The sequence below is a fragment of the Streptomyces ficellus genome (assembly GCF_009739905.1).
In the GTDB taxonomy this organism is placed as follows: domain Bacteria; phylum Actinomycetota; class Actinomycetes; order Streptomycetales; family Streptomycetaceae; genus Streptomyces; species Streptomyces ficellus_A.
In genome coordinates, this window is record NZ_CP034279.1 from 322356 (window position 1) to 337351 (window position 14996).

The following is a 14996-nucleotide window of genomic DNA, read 5'->3' on the forward strand; positions in this document are numbered from 1 at the left end:
ACGCCCCCACCACACGGAGAGCTCCATGAACAAGGTCCTCATCGGCGGCGCGGCCGCCGCCACCGCCGCCGCGCTCGCCGCACTGGTCGCGGGCGTCCTGCCGGACGTCCGGCGCTACCTGCGCATCCGCCGGATGTGACCCGGGGGCGGCCGCGTGGGCCGAACGGCCTACGCAGCCGTGTGACCCCGGCGCGCCGGTCGCCGCCCGCCCTCGTCCCGACCGTGTAATGGGCGCCGGAGAGCACACCCCCGGGCCGGGACGGAGACCGATGCACGAGATGTCCGTCGCCCTGTCCGTGGTCGACCAGGTCGAGCAGGCGGCCCGCTCGCGCGGGGCGCGGGGCGTGGAGCACGTCCACCTCGACATCGGCGAGCTGGCCGGGGTGGTGTCCGACTCGCTGGGCTTCTGCTTCGCACTCGCCTGTGAAGGCACCGTCCTGGAGGGCGCGGCGCTCGTCACCCGGACCGTGCCCGGCAGTGCGCGGTGCGCGCCGTGCGGCCGCACCTGGGACACCGGGATGCCCCCGGACATGGTGTGCCCGGTCTGCGGCGCGGCCGCCACCGAGCTGGTGGCGGGCCGTGAGCTGCGCATCACCGAGGTGCGCTGGGCCCCCGGCGCCGCCGATTCCGATTCCCCCCGTGCAACCATCCTCGAGGAGAGCTGACGATGTGCCGTGTGGTCGACCTCCAGCAGGCGGTGCTCGCCAAGAACGCGATGGCGGCCGGAGTCCTGCGCAGCGAACTGACAGCCAGGGGCACGACGGTGGTCAACCTGCTGTCGAGTCCCGGCAGCGGCAAGACGGCCCTGCTGGAGCGTGAGCTGTCGATCGCCCGGGAGCGGGGCGTCACGACCGCGGCGCTGACCGCGGACCTCGCGACGGAGAACGACGCCGTACGGCTGTCCCGTTCCGGTGTGCCGGTCAAGCAGGTCCTCACGGACGGGCTGTGCCACCTGGAGGCGGACATGCTCGCGGGGCACCTGCACCAGTGGCTCCCGGAGGACACCCGCCTGCTGTTCGTGGAGAACGTGGGCAACCTCGTGTGCCCGGCGTCGTACGACCTGGGCGAGTCGCTGCGGGTCGTCCTGGCCTCGGTGACGGAGGGCGAGGACAAGCCGCTCAAGTACCCGACCGCGTTCGGGCTGGCGCACCTGGTGGTCGTCACCAAGTCCGACCTGGCGGTGCCCGCCGAGTTCGACGAGGCCGCGTTCCGGGCGCATGTGCAGCAGGTCAACCCCGGTGTGGAGGTCGTCCTCAGCTCCGTACGGACCGGGGAGGGCGCCGGTCTGCTGGTGGAGCGGGCGCTGGCTGCGGCCGAGGGGGCCGAGGTGCACGCCCCGGTGATGGCCCGGGCCCGGGCGTGAGCGGCACGCCCGGCGCGCCGGCCACCGGTCCGGGCGTGGGCGCTACGGACGGCGGGCGGGCCGTGGCGCCACGGGTCGTACCGGCCGCGCCACCGGTGCGGCGCGTCCGTGTCGTGGTGCGCGGTGTGGTGCAGGGCGTGGGTTTCCGGCCCCATGTGTACGGCCTGGCCTCGGAGCTGGGGATCGCGGGGCAGGTGACCAACACCGGTGAGGGCGTGGTCGTCGAGGCCGAGGGCGCGGCGGCGGCCGTCGACCGGTTCTGCGCGCGCGTGGCCTCCGACGCGCCGCCGCTGGCGGTCGTGGAGTCGGTGGACGTCACCGACCTGCCCGCCACCGGCGGCAGCGGCTTCCACATCGTGGCCTCCCGTTCCGCCGGGCCGGTGCGGACGCTGGTCGCGCCCGACACCGCGACCTGCGGCGACTGTCTGGCCGAGCTGGCCGACCCGGCGGACCGGCGGCACCGTCACCCCTTCATCGCCTGCACGCACTGCGGGCCCCGGTTCACCATCGTGACCGGGCTGCCGTACGACCGTGAGCACACCACCATGGCGGGCTTCCCGCTGTGCCTGGCGTGCGACCGCGAGTACCGTGACCCGGCCGACCGCCGTTTCCACGCGCAGCCCGTCGCCTGCCCGGCCTGCGGACCGCGGCTGACGCTCGTGGTGGCCGGCTCGCAGGACCGGCCCGTCGCCGGGGACCCCGTGGACCGGGCGCGCGAGCTGCTCGCGGCCGGTGCGATCGTCGCGGTGAAGGGCATCGGCGGGTACCACCTGGCGTGCGACGCCACCGACGCCCGGGCGGTGGGCGAGCTGCGCCGGCGCAAGGCGCGGGGGAACAAGCCTTTCGCGCTGATGGCCGGGGACCCGGCGGACGTGGCGCACCTCGTGCACCTGGACGCCGCCGAACGGGAGTTGCTCACCGGCCGGGTGCGCCCGATCGTGCTGCTGCGGCGGCGCACCGGCGCGGGCGCGGCGGGGCTGCCGGTGCCGGCGGAGGCGGTCGCGCCCGGCAGTGCCGACCTGGGTGTGATGCTGCCGTACACGCCGCTGCACCACCTGCTGCTGGGCTCGGGCGGGCCCGGGCTGCTGGTGATGACGAGCGGCAACGTGTCCGGTGAGCCCATCGTCACCGACGACGACGAGGCCCGGGAGCGACTGGCGGGTCTGGCCGACGCGTGGCTCGCCCACGACCGGCCCATTCATGTGCCGTGCGACGACTCGGTGGTGCGGGTCTGCGACGGCGAGCCGGTGGTGCTGCGCCGCTCCCGCGGTTACGCCCCGCTGCCGCTGACGCTGCCCGTGCCGGTCGTGCCGGCCCTCGCGGTGGGCGGCGACCTGAAGAACGTGTTCTGTCTGGCGGAGGGCGACAGGGCGTGGCTGTCCGCGCACGTCGGCGACATGGACGACCTCGCCACCCAGCGGGCCTTCGACCGGGCCGTGCGGCAGCTGGGGTCCGTGACAGGTGTGCGCGCCGGGCTGCTGGTCACCGACGCCCACCCGGCGTACCGCTCGGGCGCCTGGGCGCGGCGGCACGCGGCGGGGCGGCCGGTGGCGCGGGTCCAGCACCACCACGCCCATGTCGCCGCGGTCATGGCCGAGCACGGTGTGCCCGACGGCCGCCGGGTGATCGGGGTGGCCTTCGACGGCACGGGGCACGGGGACGACGGCGCGGTGTGGGGCGGCGAGTTCCTGCTCGCGGGGTACGACGGTCACGACCGGTTCGCGCACCTGGCCTACGTGCCGCTGCCCGGCGGCGACGCGGCCGTCCGCCGGCCCTACCGCATGGCGCTGGCCCACCTGTGGGCGGCGGGTGTGGCGCCGGACGCGGACCTGCCGTGCGTCGCCGCCTGCCCCGCGGAGGAACGGGCGGTGCTGGGGCGGCAGTTGGAGCGGGGGCTGAACTGCGTACCCACCTCCAGCATGGGCCGGCTCTTCGACGCGGTCTCCTCCTTGGCGGGTGTCTGCCACCACGCCGAGTACGAGGCGAGGGCGGCGATCGAGCTGGAGGCGGCCGCCGTCGCCGCCGGGCCCACGGACGAGGACCCGCGGTACGCCTTCCGGCTGGCCGGCCGGGACCGGGCCGGTGGCGTGCCGGTGACCGCCGACCCGGCGCCCCTGCTGGCCGCGGTCGTCGAGGACGTACGGCTCGGTGTGCCCGCCCCGGTCGTCGCGGCGCGTTTCCACGCGGCCGTGGCGCGGCTGGTGCGCACGCTGAGCGGGCTGGCCCGCGAGACGACCGGCCTGGAGACCGTCGCCCTGTCGGGCGGGGTGTTCGCAAACGCGCTGCTGTCGTCGGCGTGCGCGCTCGGCCTGCGCGCGGACGGGTTCACCGTGCTGCGCCACCACGAAGTCCCGCCGAACGACGGGGGGCTGGCCCTCGGGCAGCTCGTCGTGGCCGCCCGCGCCACGTCCCGTGCCGGAACGACCGGCCCGGACCCGGCGGCGGCGCGAAGCTAAGGAGACACATATGTGCCTGGCGGTACCCGGCAAGGTGCTGGGGGTCGAGGAACGGAACGGCACGCGCATGGCCAGCGTCGACTTCGGCGGTGTGGTCAAGGAGGTGTGCCTGGAGTACCTGCCGGACCTTCAGGTCGGTGAGTACGCGATCGTCCACGTCGGTTTCGCCCTGCAACGGCTGGACGAGGAGTCGGCGAGGCGGACGCTGGAGCTGTTCGAGAACCTCGGGATGCTCCAGGAGGAGTTCGGCGACCCGTGGGAGCAGGCCGCCGCGGAGGCCGGAATGAACGGAGGGTCCGGCGCCGACGGCGAACCGGCCGCTGTGCGCGGACAGGGGCCGGACGGCGCCGCCGCGGCCGGGGAGGTGCTGCGGTGAAGTACATCGACGAGTTCCAGGACCCGGAGCTGGCGGCCCGGCTGCTCGACGAGATCCGGGCCACGGTGACCAGGCCCTGGGCGCTGATGGAGGTGTGCGGCGGCCAGACGCACAGCATCATCCGGCACGGTCTCGACCAACTCCTGCCCGACGAGATCGAGTTGATTCACGGCCCCGGGTGTCCGGTGTGCGTGACCCCGCTGGAGGTGATCGACAAGGCGCTGGAGATCGCCTCGCGCCCCGATGTGATCTTCTGCTCCTTCGGTGACATGCTGCGGGTGCCCGGCACCGGCCGTGACCTGTTCCAGGTGCGTGGTGAGGGCGGTGACGTCCGGGTGGTGTACTCGCCGCTGGACGCGCTGCGCATCGCGGAGGAGAACCCCGGCCGGGAGGTCGTGTTCTTCGGCATCGGGTTCGAGACGACCGCGCCGCCCAACGCGATGGCGGTCCACCAGGCCCGGGCGCGCGGGATCCGCAACTTCAGCCTGCTGGTGTCGCACGTCCGGGTCCCGCCCGCCATCGAGGCGATCATGCAGTCGCCGCAGTGCCGGGTGCAGGGGTTCCTCGCGGCGGGGCACGTGTGCAGCGTGATGGGTACGGAGGAGTACCCGGCGCTCGCCGAGCGGTTCAAGGTGCCCATCGTGGTCACGGGCTTCGAGCCGCTGGACATCCTCGAGGGCGTACGGCGCACCGTGCGGCAGCTGGAGCGGGGCGAGCACACGGTGGGGAACGCCTATCCGCGTGCCGTGCGGCCGGAGGGCAATCCGGCGGCGCGCGCGATGCTGGACGACGTGTTCGAGGTGACCGACCGGGCCTGGCGCGGCATCGGGGTGATCCTGGACAGCGGGTGGCGGCTGTCCGAGCGGTACCGGGACCACGACGCCGAGCACCGGTTCCAGGTGGGTGACATCGCCACCCTGGAACCGGCCGAGTGCCGTGCCGGAGAGGTGCTCCAGGGGCTGCTGAAGCCGCACGAGTGCGAGGCGTTCGGCACCACGTGCACTCCGCGCACCCCGCTCGGCGCGACCATGGTGTCCAGCGAGGGCGCCTGTGCCGCGTACTACCTGTACCGGCGGCTGGAGCTGCCGGCCCGCGCGGAGACGACCGCCCCGAGCCTGAAGGAGAGTTCCGTTGTCTGACACGACCGCCGCGCCGGACATGCTCTCCTGGACCTGCCCGGCCCCGCTGCGCGACCGGCCGCGGGTCGTGATGGGTCACGGCGGAGGCGGTGTGATGTCGGCCGAGCTGGTGGAGCAGGTCTTCCTCCCCGCCTTCGGGCAGGTGGCGCCGGGCGGGCTGACCGACTCGGCCGCCGTCGAACTCGGCGGGGCGCGGCTCGCGTTCTCCACCGACTCGTTCGTGGTGCGGCCGCTGTTCTTCCCGGGCGGCAGCATCGGGGACCTCGCCGTCAACGGCACGGTCAACGACCTCGCGATGAGCGGTGCCCGGGCGGCGTACCTGTCCTGCGGGATGATCCTGGAGGAGGGCGTCGAGCTCGCGACCGTGGGACGGGTCGCGGAGGCCCTGGGCGCCGCCGCCCGCACCGCCGGTGTGCGGGTGGTGACGGGTGACACCAAGGTCGTGGAGGCCGGCCACGGCGACGGGGTCTACATCAACACCTCGGGCATCGGTCTGATCCCGCCGGGCGTCGACCTGCGTCCGCAGCGGGTCGTGCCCGGTGACGTGGTCGTCGTGAGCGGGGCGATCGGCCTGCACGGTGTGGCGATCCTCAGCGAGCGGGAGAACCTGCGGTTCGAGGTCGCGATCGAGAGCGACTGCGCCGCGCTCGGCGGCCTCGTCGAGGCGATGCTCGCCGTCACCCCGGACCTCCACGTGCTGCGCGACCCCACCCGAGGGGGCCTGGCCGCTTCGCTGAACGAGATCGCGGCGGCCTCCGGCGCCGGGGTGGTCGTCCAGGAGCGCGCCGTCCCGGTGCCGCCGCCGGTGGCGAGCGCCTGCGCGGTCCTGGGTCTCGATCCGATGTACGTGGCCAATGAGGGCAAGCTCGTGGCGTTCGTGCCCCGCGACCAGGCCGACGCGGTCCTGGCCGCGATGCGGGCGCACCCGCTGGGGGCCGGCGCGGCGATCATCGGCGAGGCGGTCGCGGACCACCCGGGCATGGTGGTGGCCCGCACCGGGCTGGGCGGGACACGGGTGGTGGACATGCCGCTCGGGGAACAGCTCCCCCGGATCTGCTGACCGGCGCGGGCGGTGCCGGGGCCCGGGTCAGCCGGACGGGCCCCGCCTGCCCGGGCGGGTGTCGAGCGTCCAGGTGTGGGTGCAGCCCGGGCACTGGAGGTGCACCCGGGCGCCCTCGTTGGCTATCAGGTACCGCCAGTGGTCGCCGCAGTTGCGCCGGTCCGCGCAGGTCACGCAGTCCCGGGAGTCGTCGCACCCGGGGCAGGGCACCCACGCGCGGCGGGCCCGGTCCGCCTGGGGATCAATGGGGAGCCGCATCGCCCGCGTCCCCTCCGGGCAGCACGCCCGCCGCGACCAGCATCGCGTAGGTGCGCTGCTGCTCGGCGTCCAGTCCCGAGTACAGCAGGCGGTGCGCCTCCTCCTCGGAGCGGAGCGCCGCCACCGGGTCCCAGGCGTCGCCGAGCGCGGCCACCACCTCGGCCCGCCGCCGGGCCTCCTCCTGGGTGAGGTCGAGGGTGAAGTTCACGTGGCCGGGGCCGGGGCTGTCGTGCATGGGTGCGCTTTCGCCGGAAACGTACGGGTCCAGCCACCTCTACCAGCGCGGGAGGCCGCGCCGGAAGGGATTGTGACGCACCTCATCGGGGCGGTGCGGGCACCGGGGCCTCCGCGACGGAGCCGGCCCAGCCGACCATGGCCCGTTCCTCCAGTCCGTCGTGGTCCGGCTGCAGGGCGTGGCCGCAGCCGTGCCCGGTGTGCTGGATGGACACCGACGTCCACGGGAACGGCGGCCACCACGGTGACGCGTCGGAGTGGCCCTCGCCGGAGAAGACCCAGTAGGTCACCAGCTCGCGGTCGCTCTCCGTCAGCCAGTCGAAGGTGCCGGGGTGGGCGATGGGGCGGCGGATCTCGGCCATCCGTACGCCGCCGCAGTCCTTGACCCGACGGTGCGTCGACCGCGGGCCGTCCGCCACCTCGACCCGGTCGGCCCGGGCGACGGCGACGTCCGTCGTGACGCGCAGGAGGCCGAACCGGCCGGCGGGGGCGTGGCCCCGGAGCGTCGTCGCGTACTCCTCGTCGGGACCGATCCAGGCGTGGTCCTCGCCGATGGGGCCCACCTGGATCAACTGGGGTTCGCCGTAGGTCGCGTAGGTGCTCAGCCGGGCGGCCGCACCGTAGTTCCCGCCCATGAGGTCGCCGACGGGGAGCCGGTCCGGCGGCACCGGCCGGGGGCGGACCGTCACGTCGGTGCCGGTGATCTCGTACAGCGACGTGAGCACCCTGACGGGGGTCCGGCCCGTGTTCTTCAGCGTGATGTTCACGGTGAACTCCACGTGCGCGCCGCGGACTTCGACGTCCTCGATGCTGTTCTCCACGGCGACGACGGTCGGGGCGTTCGCCGGTTCGTAGTGGGAGGCGTACCAGAACTGCGGGAGCGCGAGGGACGCGCCCAGGACCGTCGCGAGGGCCGTCAGCCTTCCGGCGCTCAGGGTGGCGCCTGCCGTCACCTCCACCCGCCGCTCCGGCGCCGCGGCGGGCGCGGGCGGGCCCTCCCTGAGGCGGCCGTAGAGCAGCAGGAGGGCCACGGCGGACGCACAGGCCACGACCGCGGTGGTGCCGACCAGGGCCGGCTGGAGGACGAAGTTCGACTGGACGTGGAAAATGATCCAGCCGGCGGCCAGCAGCACGGCGAGGTACGCCGCGGGCGGCGCCCACCGGTGCGCGGGCGACGGCGGCTCCTTGGGCCGCAGCGCGACACCGGAGCCGCCGACGATCACCGCCGCGGCTGCCACGAGGACCGCTCCGTCCGTCCGCACGGTGAGGTTCAGCCCGCGGTACACGTCGAAGACGCCCACGCATCCGAGGGCGAGGCCGTAGATCAGGAGGGCGATGTGCCCGCGGTGGTCCGTCCGGCGGTACAGCCGCCGCAGCCGGGCGTCGGCCGCCCGCAGCCGGCGCCACCGGCTCCGTGCGGCACCCGGATCGGGTGCGGGGTTCTGGGCCGGGCTCTGGGCGGGGGCGGGGTTCTGGGCCGGGACGGGTGCGGTGCCGGGGCCGGTGCTGCCGGTGTGCGTCATGGTGTGTCCCCCAGGGGAGTCCCTGGGATCGTAGGCCCGGAGTGCCCGGCCCGGACGGTGGTTGGGGACCGTGCTCGCCTCGTCTACGGCATGCGTCGCAGCGGCGGCTACGGCGACGACCGCAGAACCGGTGGGCCCCGGGCGGACGCGGTCAGAGCGCGGGGAACTCCGGGGGGATCCCGAGGGCTCGGGCCGCGGTGCCCCAGATCACCGCGAGCGCGGAGTCGACCGTGACGCGCGGGTCGCCGAGCATCAGGCGGATGCCGAAGCCGTCGCAGAGGGACAGCAGGGTCGTGCTGGTCGCGTGGACGTCGCAGTCGGCGAACTCGCCGGCGTCGATGCCCCGGGTGAGGGCCTGGCTCACCCAGGCGTGGAGCTGGTCGTAGAGGTCGACGGCGAGCGTGCGGGCGGCGTCGTCGCGCAGGGCGCGGACCCACAGTTCCTGCCACAGGCGCCAGTCCTGACGGAGTTCGGGGTCGGTGGGGAGCAGGCTGTGCAGGATGCGGGCGAGGATGACGGCGGCGGGGACGGAGTCGGCGTCGCGTTCGAGTTCGGTGCCGGTGTGGGCGAAGGAGTGCGTCATCGCCTCCGCGAAGAGCCGCTCCCGGTTCTCGAAGTGGTAGTGGAGCAGGGCCGTCGACACCCCGGCGTGTTCGGCGACCATCCGCATGCGGATCTTCTCGAAGCCGACCTCTGCGATCACTTCGCACGCGGCGACCAGGATCCGCTCGCGGGTCTCACGCGTCCGTTCGGCGCTGGACAACTGGTTTCCCCTGTTCTGTCGGTGGCCGGTGGTGGGCCGACGGCACTTGTCCATCTTCCCGTACGCCGGCGGGAAGCGATCACCGGTGGGTGTGGAAACCCCGGCCGGACTTGCGGCCCAGCAGGCCCGCGTCGACCATACGGGCCAGCAGCGGCGGCGGGGCGTGGAGCGGCTCGCGGAACTCGTCGTACATCGACTCGGCGATGGCCTGGACGGTGTCGAGACCGATGAGGTCGATCAGGGCGAGCGGCCCGAGGGGGTGGGCGCAGCCCAGGGTCATCGCGCGGTCGATGTCGTCGGCGGACGCGGTCCCGGACTCGACCATGCGGACGGCGGCCAGGAGGTAGGGCACGAGGAGGGCGTTGACGATGAAGCCGGACCGGTCCCGGGCGCGTACGACCTGCTTGCCGAGGGTCTCGGTGGCGAAGGTCTCGGTGCGCCGGACGGTCGTCTCGCCGGTGAGCAGGGACGGCACCAGCTCCACCAGGGGCAGTACGGGCACGGGGGTTGAAGAAGTGCAGGCCGATGACCTGCGCGGGCCGGGAGGTGGCGGCGGCGAGGCGGATCACCGGGATGGAGGAGGTGTTCGTCGCGAGGATCGCGGCGGGGCCGCGGACGATGGCGTCGAGCCGGGTGAACACGCCCACCTTGGTGTCCTCGTCCTCGGCCACCGCCTCGACGACGAGGTCCCGGTCGGCGAGCGCTTCCAGGCCGGTGACGACGGTGATGCGGGCCAGGGCCGCGTCGCGGTCCGCTGGGGTGAGCCTGCCCGTGGCGGCGGCGCGGTCGAGGGAGGCGGTGACGCGCGCCCGGCCGGCGTCGGCGGCCGCCGCGCCGGACTCGGCGACGACGACGTCGAGTCCGGCGCGGGCGCACACCTGGGCGATGCCGGAGCCCATCAGGCCGCAACCGACCACTCCTACACGGGTGAGGGACGGGTCGGCCATGTCTGCTCCTGCGGGTGGGGTGCGTGGGTGGGCTGGGGCCTGCGGTCGTACGGGGGCGGGAGGGTTCAGGCGACGGGGAGTTGCAGTACCCCGGTGCCCCGCTTGATCAGTTCACCGGCGACGATCAGGCGCTGGATCTCCGAGGTGCCCTCCCAGATGCGGTCGACGCGCAGCTCGCGGTAGAGGCGCTCGACCGGGTACGAGCGGTCGTAACCACGGCCGCCGAAGATCTGCACGCAGCGGTCGATGACGCGGCCGGACGCCTCGCTGGCCGCGAGCTTGGCGATGGCGGCCTTGGCGTGCAGGGTCTTGCGGTCGCCGGCGCCCTCGGTGACCTCCCAGGCGACCTGGTGGGTGTAGGCGCGGTTGACGGCGATGTCCACGGCCGAGTCCGCCAGCATGCCCTGGATCAGCTGGAAGTCGGCGATCCTGGTGCCGAACTGGCGCCGTTCGACGGCCCAGTCGCGGGCGAGTTCCAGGGCGCGCTCGGCGGCGCCGATGGTGCGGGCGGCGATCATCAGGCGTTCCTCGGTGAACCAGGAGCGGGTGATGTCGTAGCCCTCGCCCACCCCGCCGAGGACGGCCCCGGCCGGGACGCGCACGTCGGTGAAGGTGAACTCGGGGTGCTCGTACACGAAGGTGTGCATGAAGCGCGGCACGCGGGTCATCTCGATGCCGGGCGTGTCCTTGTCGACGAGGAACAGCGTCGGTGCGCGGTCCTCCCCGGCCGCCGCCAGCACGATCATGAAGTCGGCGTGGTCGCCGACGGTGACGAACCACTTCTCGCCGTTCAGGATCCAGTCGCCGTCGGCGGTGGGCGTGGCGGTGGTGGCGAGGTTCCGCGGGTCGGAGCCCGCGTGGGGTTCCGTGACGGCGTAGCAGTCGCGGCGCTCGCCGCGGATCACGGGTTCGAGGTAGCGCTCGCGCTGTTCGGGGGTGCAGAACCGCAGCGCGTTCGCCGGTCGCCACACCATGTCCCACAGGGCGCCGGTGAGCCGGCCCAGCTCCTCCTGGACGACGGCCTGTTCGAAGATGGTGAGGCCCGCGCCGCCCCATTCGGCCGGCATGTTGACCGCCTGGAGACCGGAGGCGAGGACCGCGTCGCGGATGTCGGCGTGGGCCTGGGGCGGCAGGCCGTTGTTCTCCTCGCACTCGTTCTCATAGGCCGTGATGACGTCGGTGAGGCGGCGCGCCGCGCTCTTGAGTTCCTGCTGGCGGGCGGTGAGACGGAAGTCCATGGGGTCCTCTGCGGAGGTGGGTCGGGGCGGGGCCCGGCGGAGCCGGATGGGGATCAGTGGTCGGGCAGGGGTCAGTGGCGGGGCAGGGCGAGGGCGCGGGTGCCGCGTTTGATCAGTTCGTTGGCGATGATCAGGCGCTGGATCTCCGAGGTGCCCTCCCAGATGCGGTCGACCCGCAGCTCGCGGTAGAGGCGCTCGACCGGGTACGAGCGGTCGTAGCCACGGCCGCCGAAGATCTGGAGGCACCTGTCGATGACGCGGCCGGCGGCTTCGCTGGCGGCGAGCTTGGCGGTCGACGCCTTGGCGTGCAGGGTCTTGCGGTCGGTGCCGGGCTGGTCCGCCTCCCAGGCGACCTGGTGGGTGTAGGCGCGGTTGACGGCGATGTCCACGGCGCAGTCGGCGAGCATGCCCTGGATGAGCTGGAAGTCGGCGATGCGGGTGCCGAACTGCTCCCGTCCCAGCGCCCAGTCGCGGGCGAGCTGGAGAGCGCGCTCGGCGGCGCCGGTGGTGCGGGCCGCGATCATGAGCCGTTCGTCGGTGAACCACTCCTTCGTCAGCTCGTAGCCGTTGCCGAGCCCGCCGAGGACGTCCTCGTCGGCGACGAAGACGTCCCTGAAGAGGAACTCGGGGTGCCCGTTGACGGCGGTGTGCATGAAGCGCGGCTCGCGCGACATCGTCACCCCGGGTGCCTGCTTGTCGACGAAGAACAGCGTCGGCAGGCGCTCGGGTCCGGCGTCGGCCTGGACCAGGAGGAAGTCGGCGACGTCGCCGCAGGTGACAAACCACTTCTCGCCGTTGAGGACCCAGCCGCCGTCGACGCGGTCGGCGGTGCTGGTGCCGGATCCCGGGTCCGATCCGGCGCCGGGCTCGGTCACGGCGAACGCGTCGAACCGCTCGCCCCTGATGACCGGCAGCAGGTACTTCTCGCGCTGGGCCTCGGTGCCGTGGGCCAGGACGTTCGCCGGCCGCCACGGGATGTCCCACAGGCAGTTGGTGACCTTGCCGAACTCCTCCTCGACGATGACCTGGTCGACCAGGCTCAGTCCCGCGCCGCCCCACTCGGCGGGCATGTTGATGGCGAACACGCCCGCTTCGATGGCTTCGCGGGTCAGGGTGCGGACGGTGTCGGCGGGCAGCGGGCCGCCGGCCTCCTCGGAGGCGTCCTCGAACTGCATCAGGCGCTCGGCGTAGGCGGCTGCCCGTGCCTTGAGGGCGGCCTGCTCGGTGGTGTAGCGGAAGTCCATGGGCGGGGTCCTTGCGAGTCGGGTCGGGAGGTGGAGGGTTGGGGGGCCGTTCCGTGGTCAGGCGAGTACGGCGCGGGCGTCCAGCGCGAGCGCGCCGCCGGGGCGGACCAGCAGGGGGTTGACCTCGAGTTCGGCGATCTCGGGGTGGGCGGCCGCCACGGCGGTGATGCGGGCCACCGCTTCGGCGGCGGCCGTCACGTCCACGGCGGGACGCCCCCGTACGCCGGCGAGCAGGCCCGCGGTGCGCAGCCCGCGCAGCAGCCGTTCGGCGCGCGGCGCCGGTACCGGCGCGAGGGAGAAGGCGACGTCCCGCAGCGTCTCGGTGAGGATGCCGCCGAGCCCCACCATGGCGACGGGTCCGAACCGGGGGTCGCGGTTGACGCCCACGATCAGTTCGACGCCGTCGGAGAGGTCGGCCATGGCCTCCACGGAGTAGGCGGGGGCGCCGAGCCGGGCGTGCATGTCGCGGTACGCGGCCAGCAGCGCGGCCCGGTCGGGCAGTCGCAGGGCGACACCGCCGGCGTCCGACTTGTGCAGCAGGTGCAGCGCCTTGAGGACGTAGGGCCCGTCGAACCGGGCGGCGGCGGCGAGCAGTTCGTCCTCGCCGGATATGTCGTACGCGACCGGGAAGCGGACGCCGGCGGCGGTGAGCAGCTCGCGCACGCAGTGGTAGCCGGGGTCGGTGAGGGGGGTCGCGGGCTCCGGCAGGGGCGGTACGCCGACGGATCCGGCGCGTCCGGCGGGTCCGGTCACGGTGAGGGCGGCGAGCGCGCGGGCGGCGTCCTCGGTGGCGCCGAAGACCGGCACTCCGCCTTGGGCGAGGATGCGGCAGCTCGGTGAGTCCGGGTACATGGACTGGACGACCAGCGGCTTGCTCCGGGTCACGTACTCGCGGGCGATGTCCTGCGCGGCGCGGGCCTCGCCCTCGGAGAGGGCCGTACCGCCGCCGCCGAGGCCGTCGCCGGACGCCGCGTACCCGCCGAAGTAGCCGGTCATCAGTACGGAGTCGACGTCGTCCGAGGCGAGCAGCGCGCCGACCGCCGCGGCGTACGAGCGCGGGTCCTGCTCCCCCATGCCCGCGAGGTCGACGGGGTTGCCGACCGCGGACTGCTCCCACAGCACGGTACGCAGCCGGGCCTGTGCGCCGGGGCCGAGTTCGGGCACGTCGAGCCCCGCGGCCTCGGCGGCGTCGGCGGCGACGGCGCCGTGGCCGCCGCCGTCGGTGAAGACGGCTGTCCGCCGGCCGGCCGTCCGGTGACGGGTGCCGAGGGCGGCCAGGACGACCGTCAACTCCCGCACGGTGGACACGAGGTGCACCCCGGCGTCCCGGCAGGCGGCGGCCACGACGTCGGCGGACGTGGTGAGGGCGCCGGTGTGGGAGCGGGCGCTGCGGGCGGAGGCGGCGCCCCGGCCGGCGGTGAGGAGGACGACCGGTTTGCCGGCGGCGGCCGCGACCTCGGCGAAGGCACGGCCGTCGCCGAAGTCCTCGGCGTACACGGCGATGGCGGAGGTGCCGTCGTGGCGGGCGCAGTCGTCCAGGAGGTCGACGAGGGTGACGTCGGCCTGGTTGCCGAGGGAGACGAAGCGGGAGAAGCCCGCGCCGTGGGGGGCCAGCCGCAGCTTCAGTTCGAGGGCCAGGTTGCCGCTCTGGCTGAGCAGGGCGATCCCGCCCGGGTCGAAGGTGTCGGAGGCGAGGTACAGCTCGGTGGTGCTGTCCATGATGCCGAGGCAGTTGGGGCCGACGAGCACGGCACCGGCGTCGCGCACCCGGTCGGTGACCGCTCGCTGGCGGGCCAGTCCGGCGGCGCCGGTCTCGGCGAAGCCCGCGGTGATGGCGACGAGGGCCCGGGCGCCGCAGGCGAGCGCGTCGTCGACGGCGGCCTCGAACCCCGCCCCGGGGACGGAGATCACGACGAGGTCGACCGGCTCACCCACGGCGGCGAGGCTGGTGGCCGCGGTGCGGCCGAGGACGGTGCCGCCGCGGCGGTTGACGAGGTGGACGGGCCTGCGGTGGGGGGCGCGCAGCACCTGGGCGGATATCGCGTGGCCGTACTTCGCGGGGTCGTCACTGGCGCCGACGACGGCGACGGATGTGGGGTCGAAGAGCGCGGTCAGGTCGCGCCCGGCGGCGGGGCGGGCGACGACGTCGGTGGGCGCCGCGGTCGCGGAGGCGCTGGGGGGCGGGGGCGGGGCGGGGGCCATGTCATTTCTCCAGGCGGAGCGCGGAGTTGGGGCAGGTGTCGGCGCAGGCGCGGGCGGTGTCCTCGGCGCCGGGCGGGATGTCCGCCGCGACGACGGAGGCGTAGCCCCACTCGTCGAGTTCGACGAGGTCGGGGGCGTGTTCCTGGCAGACGCCGTAGCCCTGGCACAGGGTGGAGTCCAGGAGGAGTCTCAT

Annotated in this window: 15 protein-coding genes and 1 pseudogene; 7 read left to right on the top strand and 9 right to left on the bottom strand. The window is 74.2% G+C overall.

The annotated features are described in order from the left end of the window. Positions 1 to 25: 25 nt before the first annotated feature. The 7 genes from EIZ62_RS32895 (at position 26) to hypE (ending at position 6394) form a co-directional block, all read left to right on the top strand. Positions 26 to 139, top strand: a complete 114-nt coding sequence (locus EIZ62_RS32895) for a DUF6893 family small protein (RefSeq protein ID WP_425281788.1) — start codon at positions 26 to 28, stop codon at positions 137 to 139. 130 nt (positions 140 to 269) lie between these two features. Continuing rightward, positions 270 to 665, top strand: a complete 396-nt coding sequence (locus tag EIZ62_RS01480; protein WP_156690897.1) for a hydrogenase maturation nickel metallochaperone HypA/HybF — start codon at positions 270 to 272, stop codon at positions 663 to 665. A gap of 2 nt (positions 666 to 667) precedes the next feature. After that, complete coding sequence (hypB, locus tag EIZ62_RS01485) at positions 668 to 1363, top strand: hydrogenase nickel incorporation protein HypB (protein WP_156690898.1); 696 nt, start codon at positions 668 to 670, stop codon at positions 1361 to 1363. Positions 1364 to 1398: 35 nt separating this feature from the next. Further along, positions 1399 to 3819, top strand: a complete 2421-nt coding sequence (hypF, locus tag EIZ62_RS01490) for a carbamoyltransferase HypF (protein WP_425281789.1) — start codon at positions 1399 to 1401, stop codon at positions 3817 to 3819. 10 nt (positions 3820 to 3829) lie between these two features. Then, a complete protein-coding gene (locus tag EIZ62_RS01495) occupies positions 3830 to 4195 on the top strand; it encodes a HypC/HybG/HupF family hydrogenase formation chaperone (protein WP_156690899.1) in 366 nt (121 codons plus the stop codon). Beyond that, positions 4192 to 5334 carry a hydrogenase formation protein HypD gene (hypD, locus tag EIZ62_RS01500; RefSeq protein WP_156690900.1) on the top strand — a complete coding sequence of 381 codons (1143 nt, stop codon included), beginning with the start codon at positions 4192 to 4194 and terminating at the stop codon, positions 5332 to 5334. Before EIZ62_RS01495 ends, hypD begins: the two co-directional genes overlap by 4 nt. Continuing rightward, positions 5327 to 6394, top strand: coding sequence for a hydrogenase expression/formation protein HypE (gene hypE / locus EIZ62_RS01505; RefSeq protein WP_156690901.1), 1068 nt, complete (start codon positions 5327 to 5329; stop codon positions 6392 to 6394). Before hypD ends, hypE begins: the two co-directional genes overlap by 8 nt. 27 nt (positions 6395 to 6421) lie before the next feature. Here the strand turns inward: hypE and EIZ62_RS01510 are convergent, their stop codons facing one another. The 9 genes and pseudogenes from EIZ62_RS01510 to EIZ62_RS01550 all read right to left on the bottom strand — a co-directional run bounded on the left by EIZ62_RS01510 (position 6422) and on the right by EIZ62_RS01550 (position 14996). Continuing rightward, on the bottom strand, positions 6422 to 6652 hold the full coding sequence (locus tag EIZ62_RS01510; protein WP_156690902.1) for a hypothetical protein: 231 nt from the start codon (positions 6650 to 6652) through the stop codon (positions 6422 to 6424). Continuing rightward, positions 6636 to 6887, bottom strand: coding sequence for a DUF6400 family protein (locus EIZ62_RS01515; RefSeq protein WP_156690903.1), 252 nt, complete (start codon positions 6885 to 6887; stop codon positions 6636 to 6638). Before EIZ62_RS01515 ends, EIZ62_RS01510 begins: the two co-directional genes overlap by 17 nt. Positions 6888 to 6969: 82 nt before the next feature. Next, the gene (locus tag EIZ62_RS01520) at positions 6970 to 8409 is read right to left on the bottom strand and encodes a hypothetical protein (RefSeq protein ID WP_156690904.1); all 1440 of its coding nucleotides are present in this window, start codon (positions 8407 to 8409) and stop codon (positions 6970 to 6972) included. A 151-nt stretch (positions 8410 to 8560) separates the two neighbouring features. Continuing rightward, entirely contained in the window at positions 8561 to 9172 is a 612-nt protein-coding gene (locus EIZ62_RS01525; RefSeq protein ID WP_156690905.1) for a TetR/AcrR family transcriptional regulator, read from the bottom strand. A gap of 79 nt (positions 9173 to 9251) precedes the next feature. Next, positions 9252 to 10119: pseudogene (locus EIZ62_RS01530) on the bottom strand (3-hydroxybutyryl-CoA dehydrogenase). Positions 10120 to 10184: 65 nt separating this feature from the next. Further along, complete coding sequence (locus EIZ62_RS01535) at positions 10185 to 11357, bottom strand: acyl-CoA dehydrogenase family protein (protein WP_156690906.1); 1173 nt, start codon at positions 11355 to 11357, stop codon at positions 10185 to 10187. A gap of 71 nt (positions 11358 to 11428) precedes the next feature. Then, positions 11429 to 12601: an acyl-CoA dehydrogenase family protein gene (locus tag EIZ62_RS01540; protein ID WP_156690907.1), complete on the bottom strand. Its 1173-nt coding sequence runs from the start codon at positions 12599 to 12601 to the stop codon at positions 11429 to 11431. 57 nt (positions 12602 to 12658) lie between these two features. Further along, positions 12659 to 14803, bottom strand: coding sequence for an acetate--CoA ligase family protein (locus EIZ62_RS01545; RefSeq protein ID WP_156690908.1), 2145 nt, complete (start codon positions 14801 to 14803; stop codon positions 12659 to 12661). A 1-nt stretch (position 14804) separates the two neighbouring features. Next, positions 14805 to 14996, bottom strand: a complete 192-nt coding sequence (locus EIZ62_RS01550) for a ferredoxin (protein ID WP_156690909.1) — start codon at positions 14994 to 14996, stop codon at positions 14805 to 14807.

Coding starts and splice junctions, on each gene's coding strand:
- EIZ62_RS32895 (WP_425281788.1), top strand. CDS start 26: ATGAACAAGGTCCTCATCGGCGGCGCGGCCGCCGCCACCGCCGCCGCG.
- EIZ62_RS01540 (WP_156690907.1), bottom strand. CDS start 12,601: ATGGACTTCCGCTACACCACCGAGCAGGCCGCCCTCAAGGCACGGGCA.
- EIZ62_RS01510 (WP_156690902.1), bottom strand. CDS start 6,652: ATGCGGCTCCCCATTGATCCCCAGGCGGACCGGGCCCGCCGCGCGTGG.
- EIZ62_RS01520 (WP_156690904.1), bottom strand. CDS start 8,409: ATGACGCACACCGGCAGCACCGGCCCCGGCACCGCACCCGTCCCGGCC.
- EIZ62_RS01515 (WP_156690903.1), bottom strand. CDS start 6,887: ATGCACGACAGCCCCGGCCCCGGCCACGTGAACTTCACCCTCGACCTC.
- EIZ62_RS01495 (WP_156690899.1), top strand. CDS start 3,830: ATGTGCCTGGCGGTACCCGGCAAGGTGCTGGGGGTCGAGGAACGGAAC.
- EIZ62_RS01535 (WP_156690906.1), bottom strand. CDS start 11,357: ATGGACTTCCGTCTCACCGCCCGCCAGCAGGAACTCAAGAGCGCGGCG.
- hypB (WP_156690898.1), top strand. CDS start 668: ATGTGCCGTGTGGTCGACCTCCAGCAGGCGGTGCTCGCCAAGAACGCG.
- EIZ62_RS01550 (WP_156690909.1), bottom strand. CDS start 14,996: ATGAGACTCCTCCTGGACTCCACCCTGTGCCAGGGCTACGGCGTCTGC.
- EIZ62_RS01480 (WP_156690897.1), top strand. CDS start 270: ATGCACGAGATGTCCGTCGCCCTGTCCGTGGTCGACCAGGTCGAGCAG.
- EIZ62_RS01545 (WP_156690908.1), bottom strand. CDS start 14,803: ATGGCCCCCGCCCCGCCCCCGCCCCCCAGCGCCTCCGCGACCGCGGCG.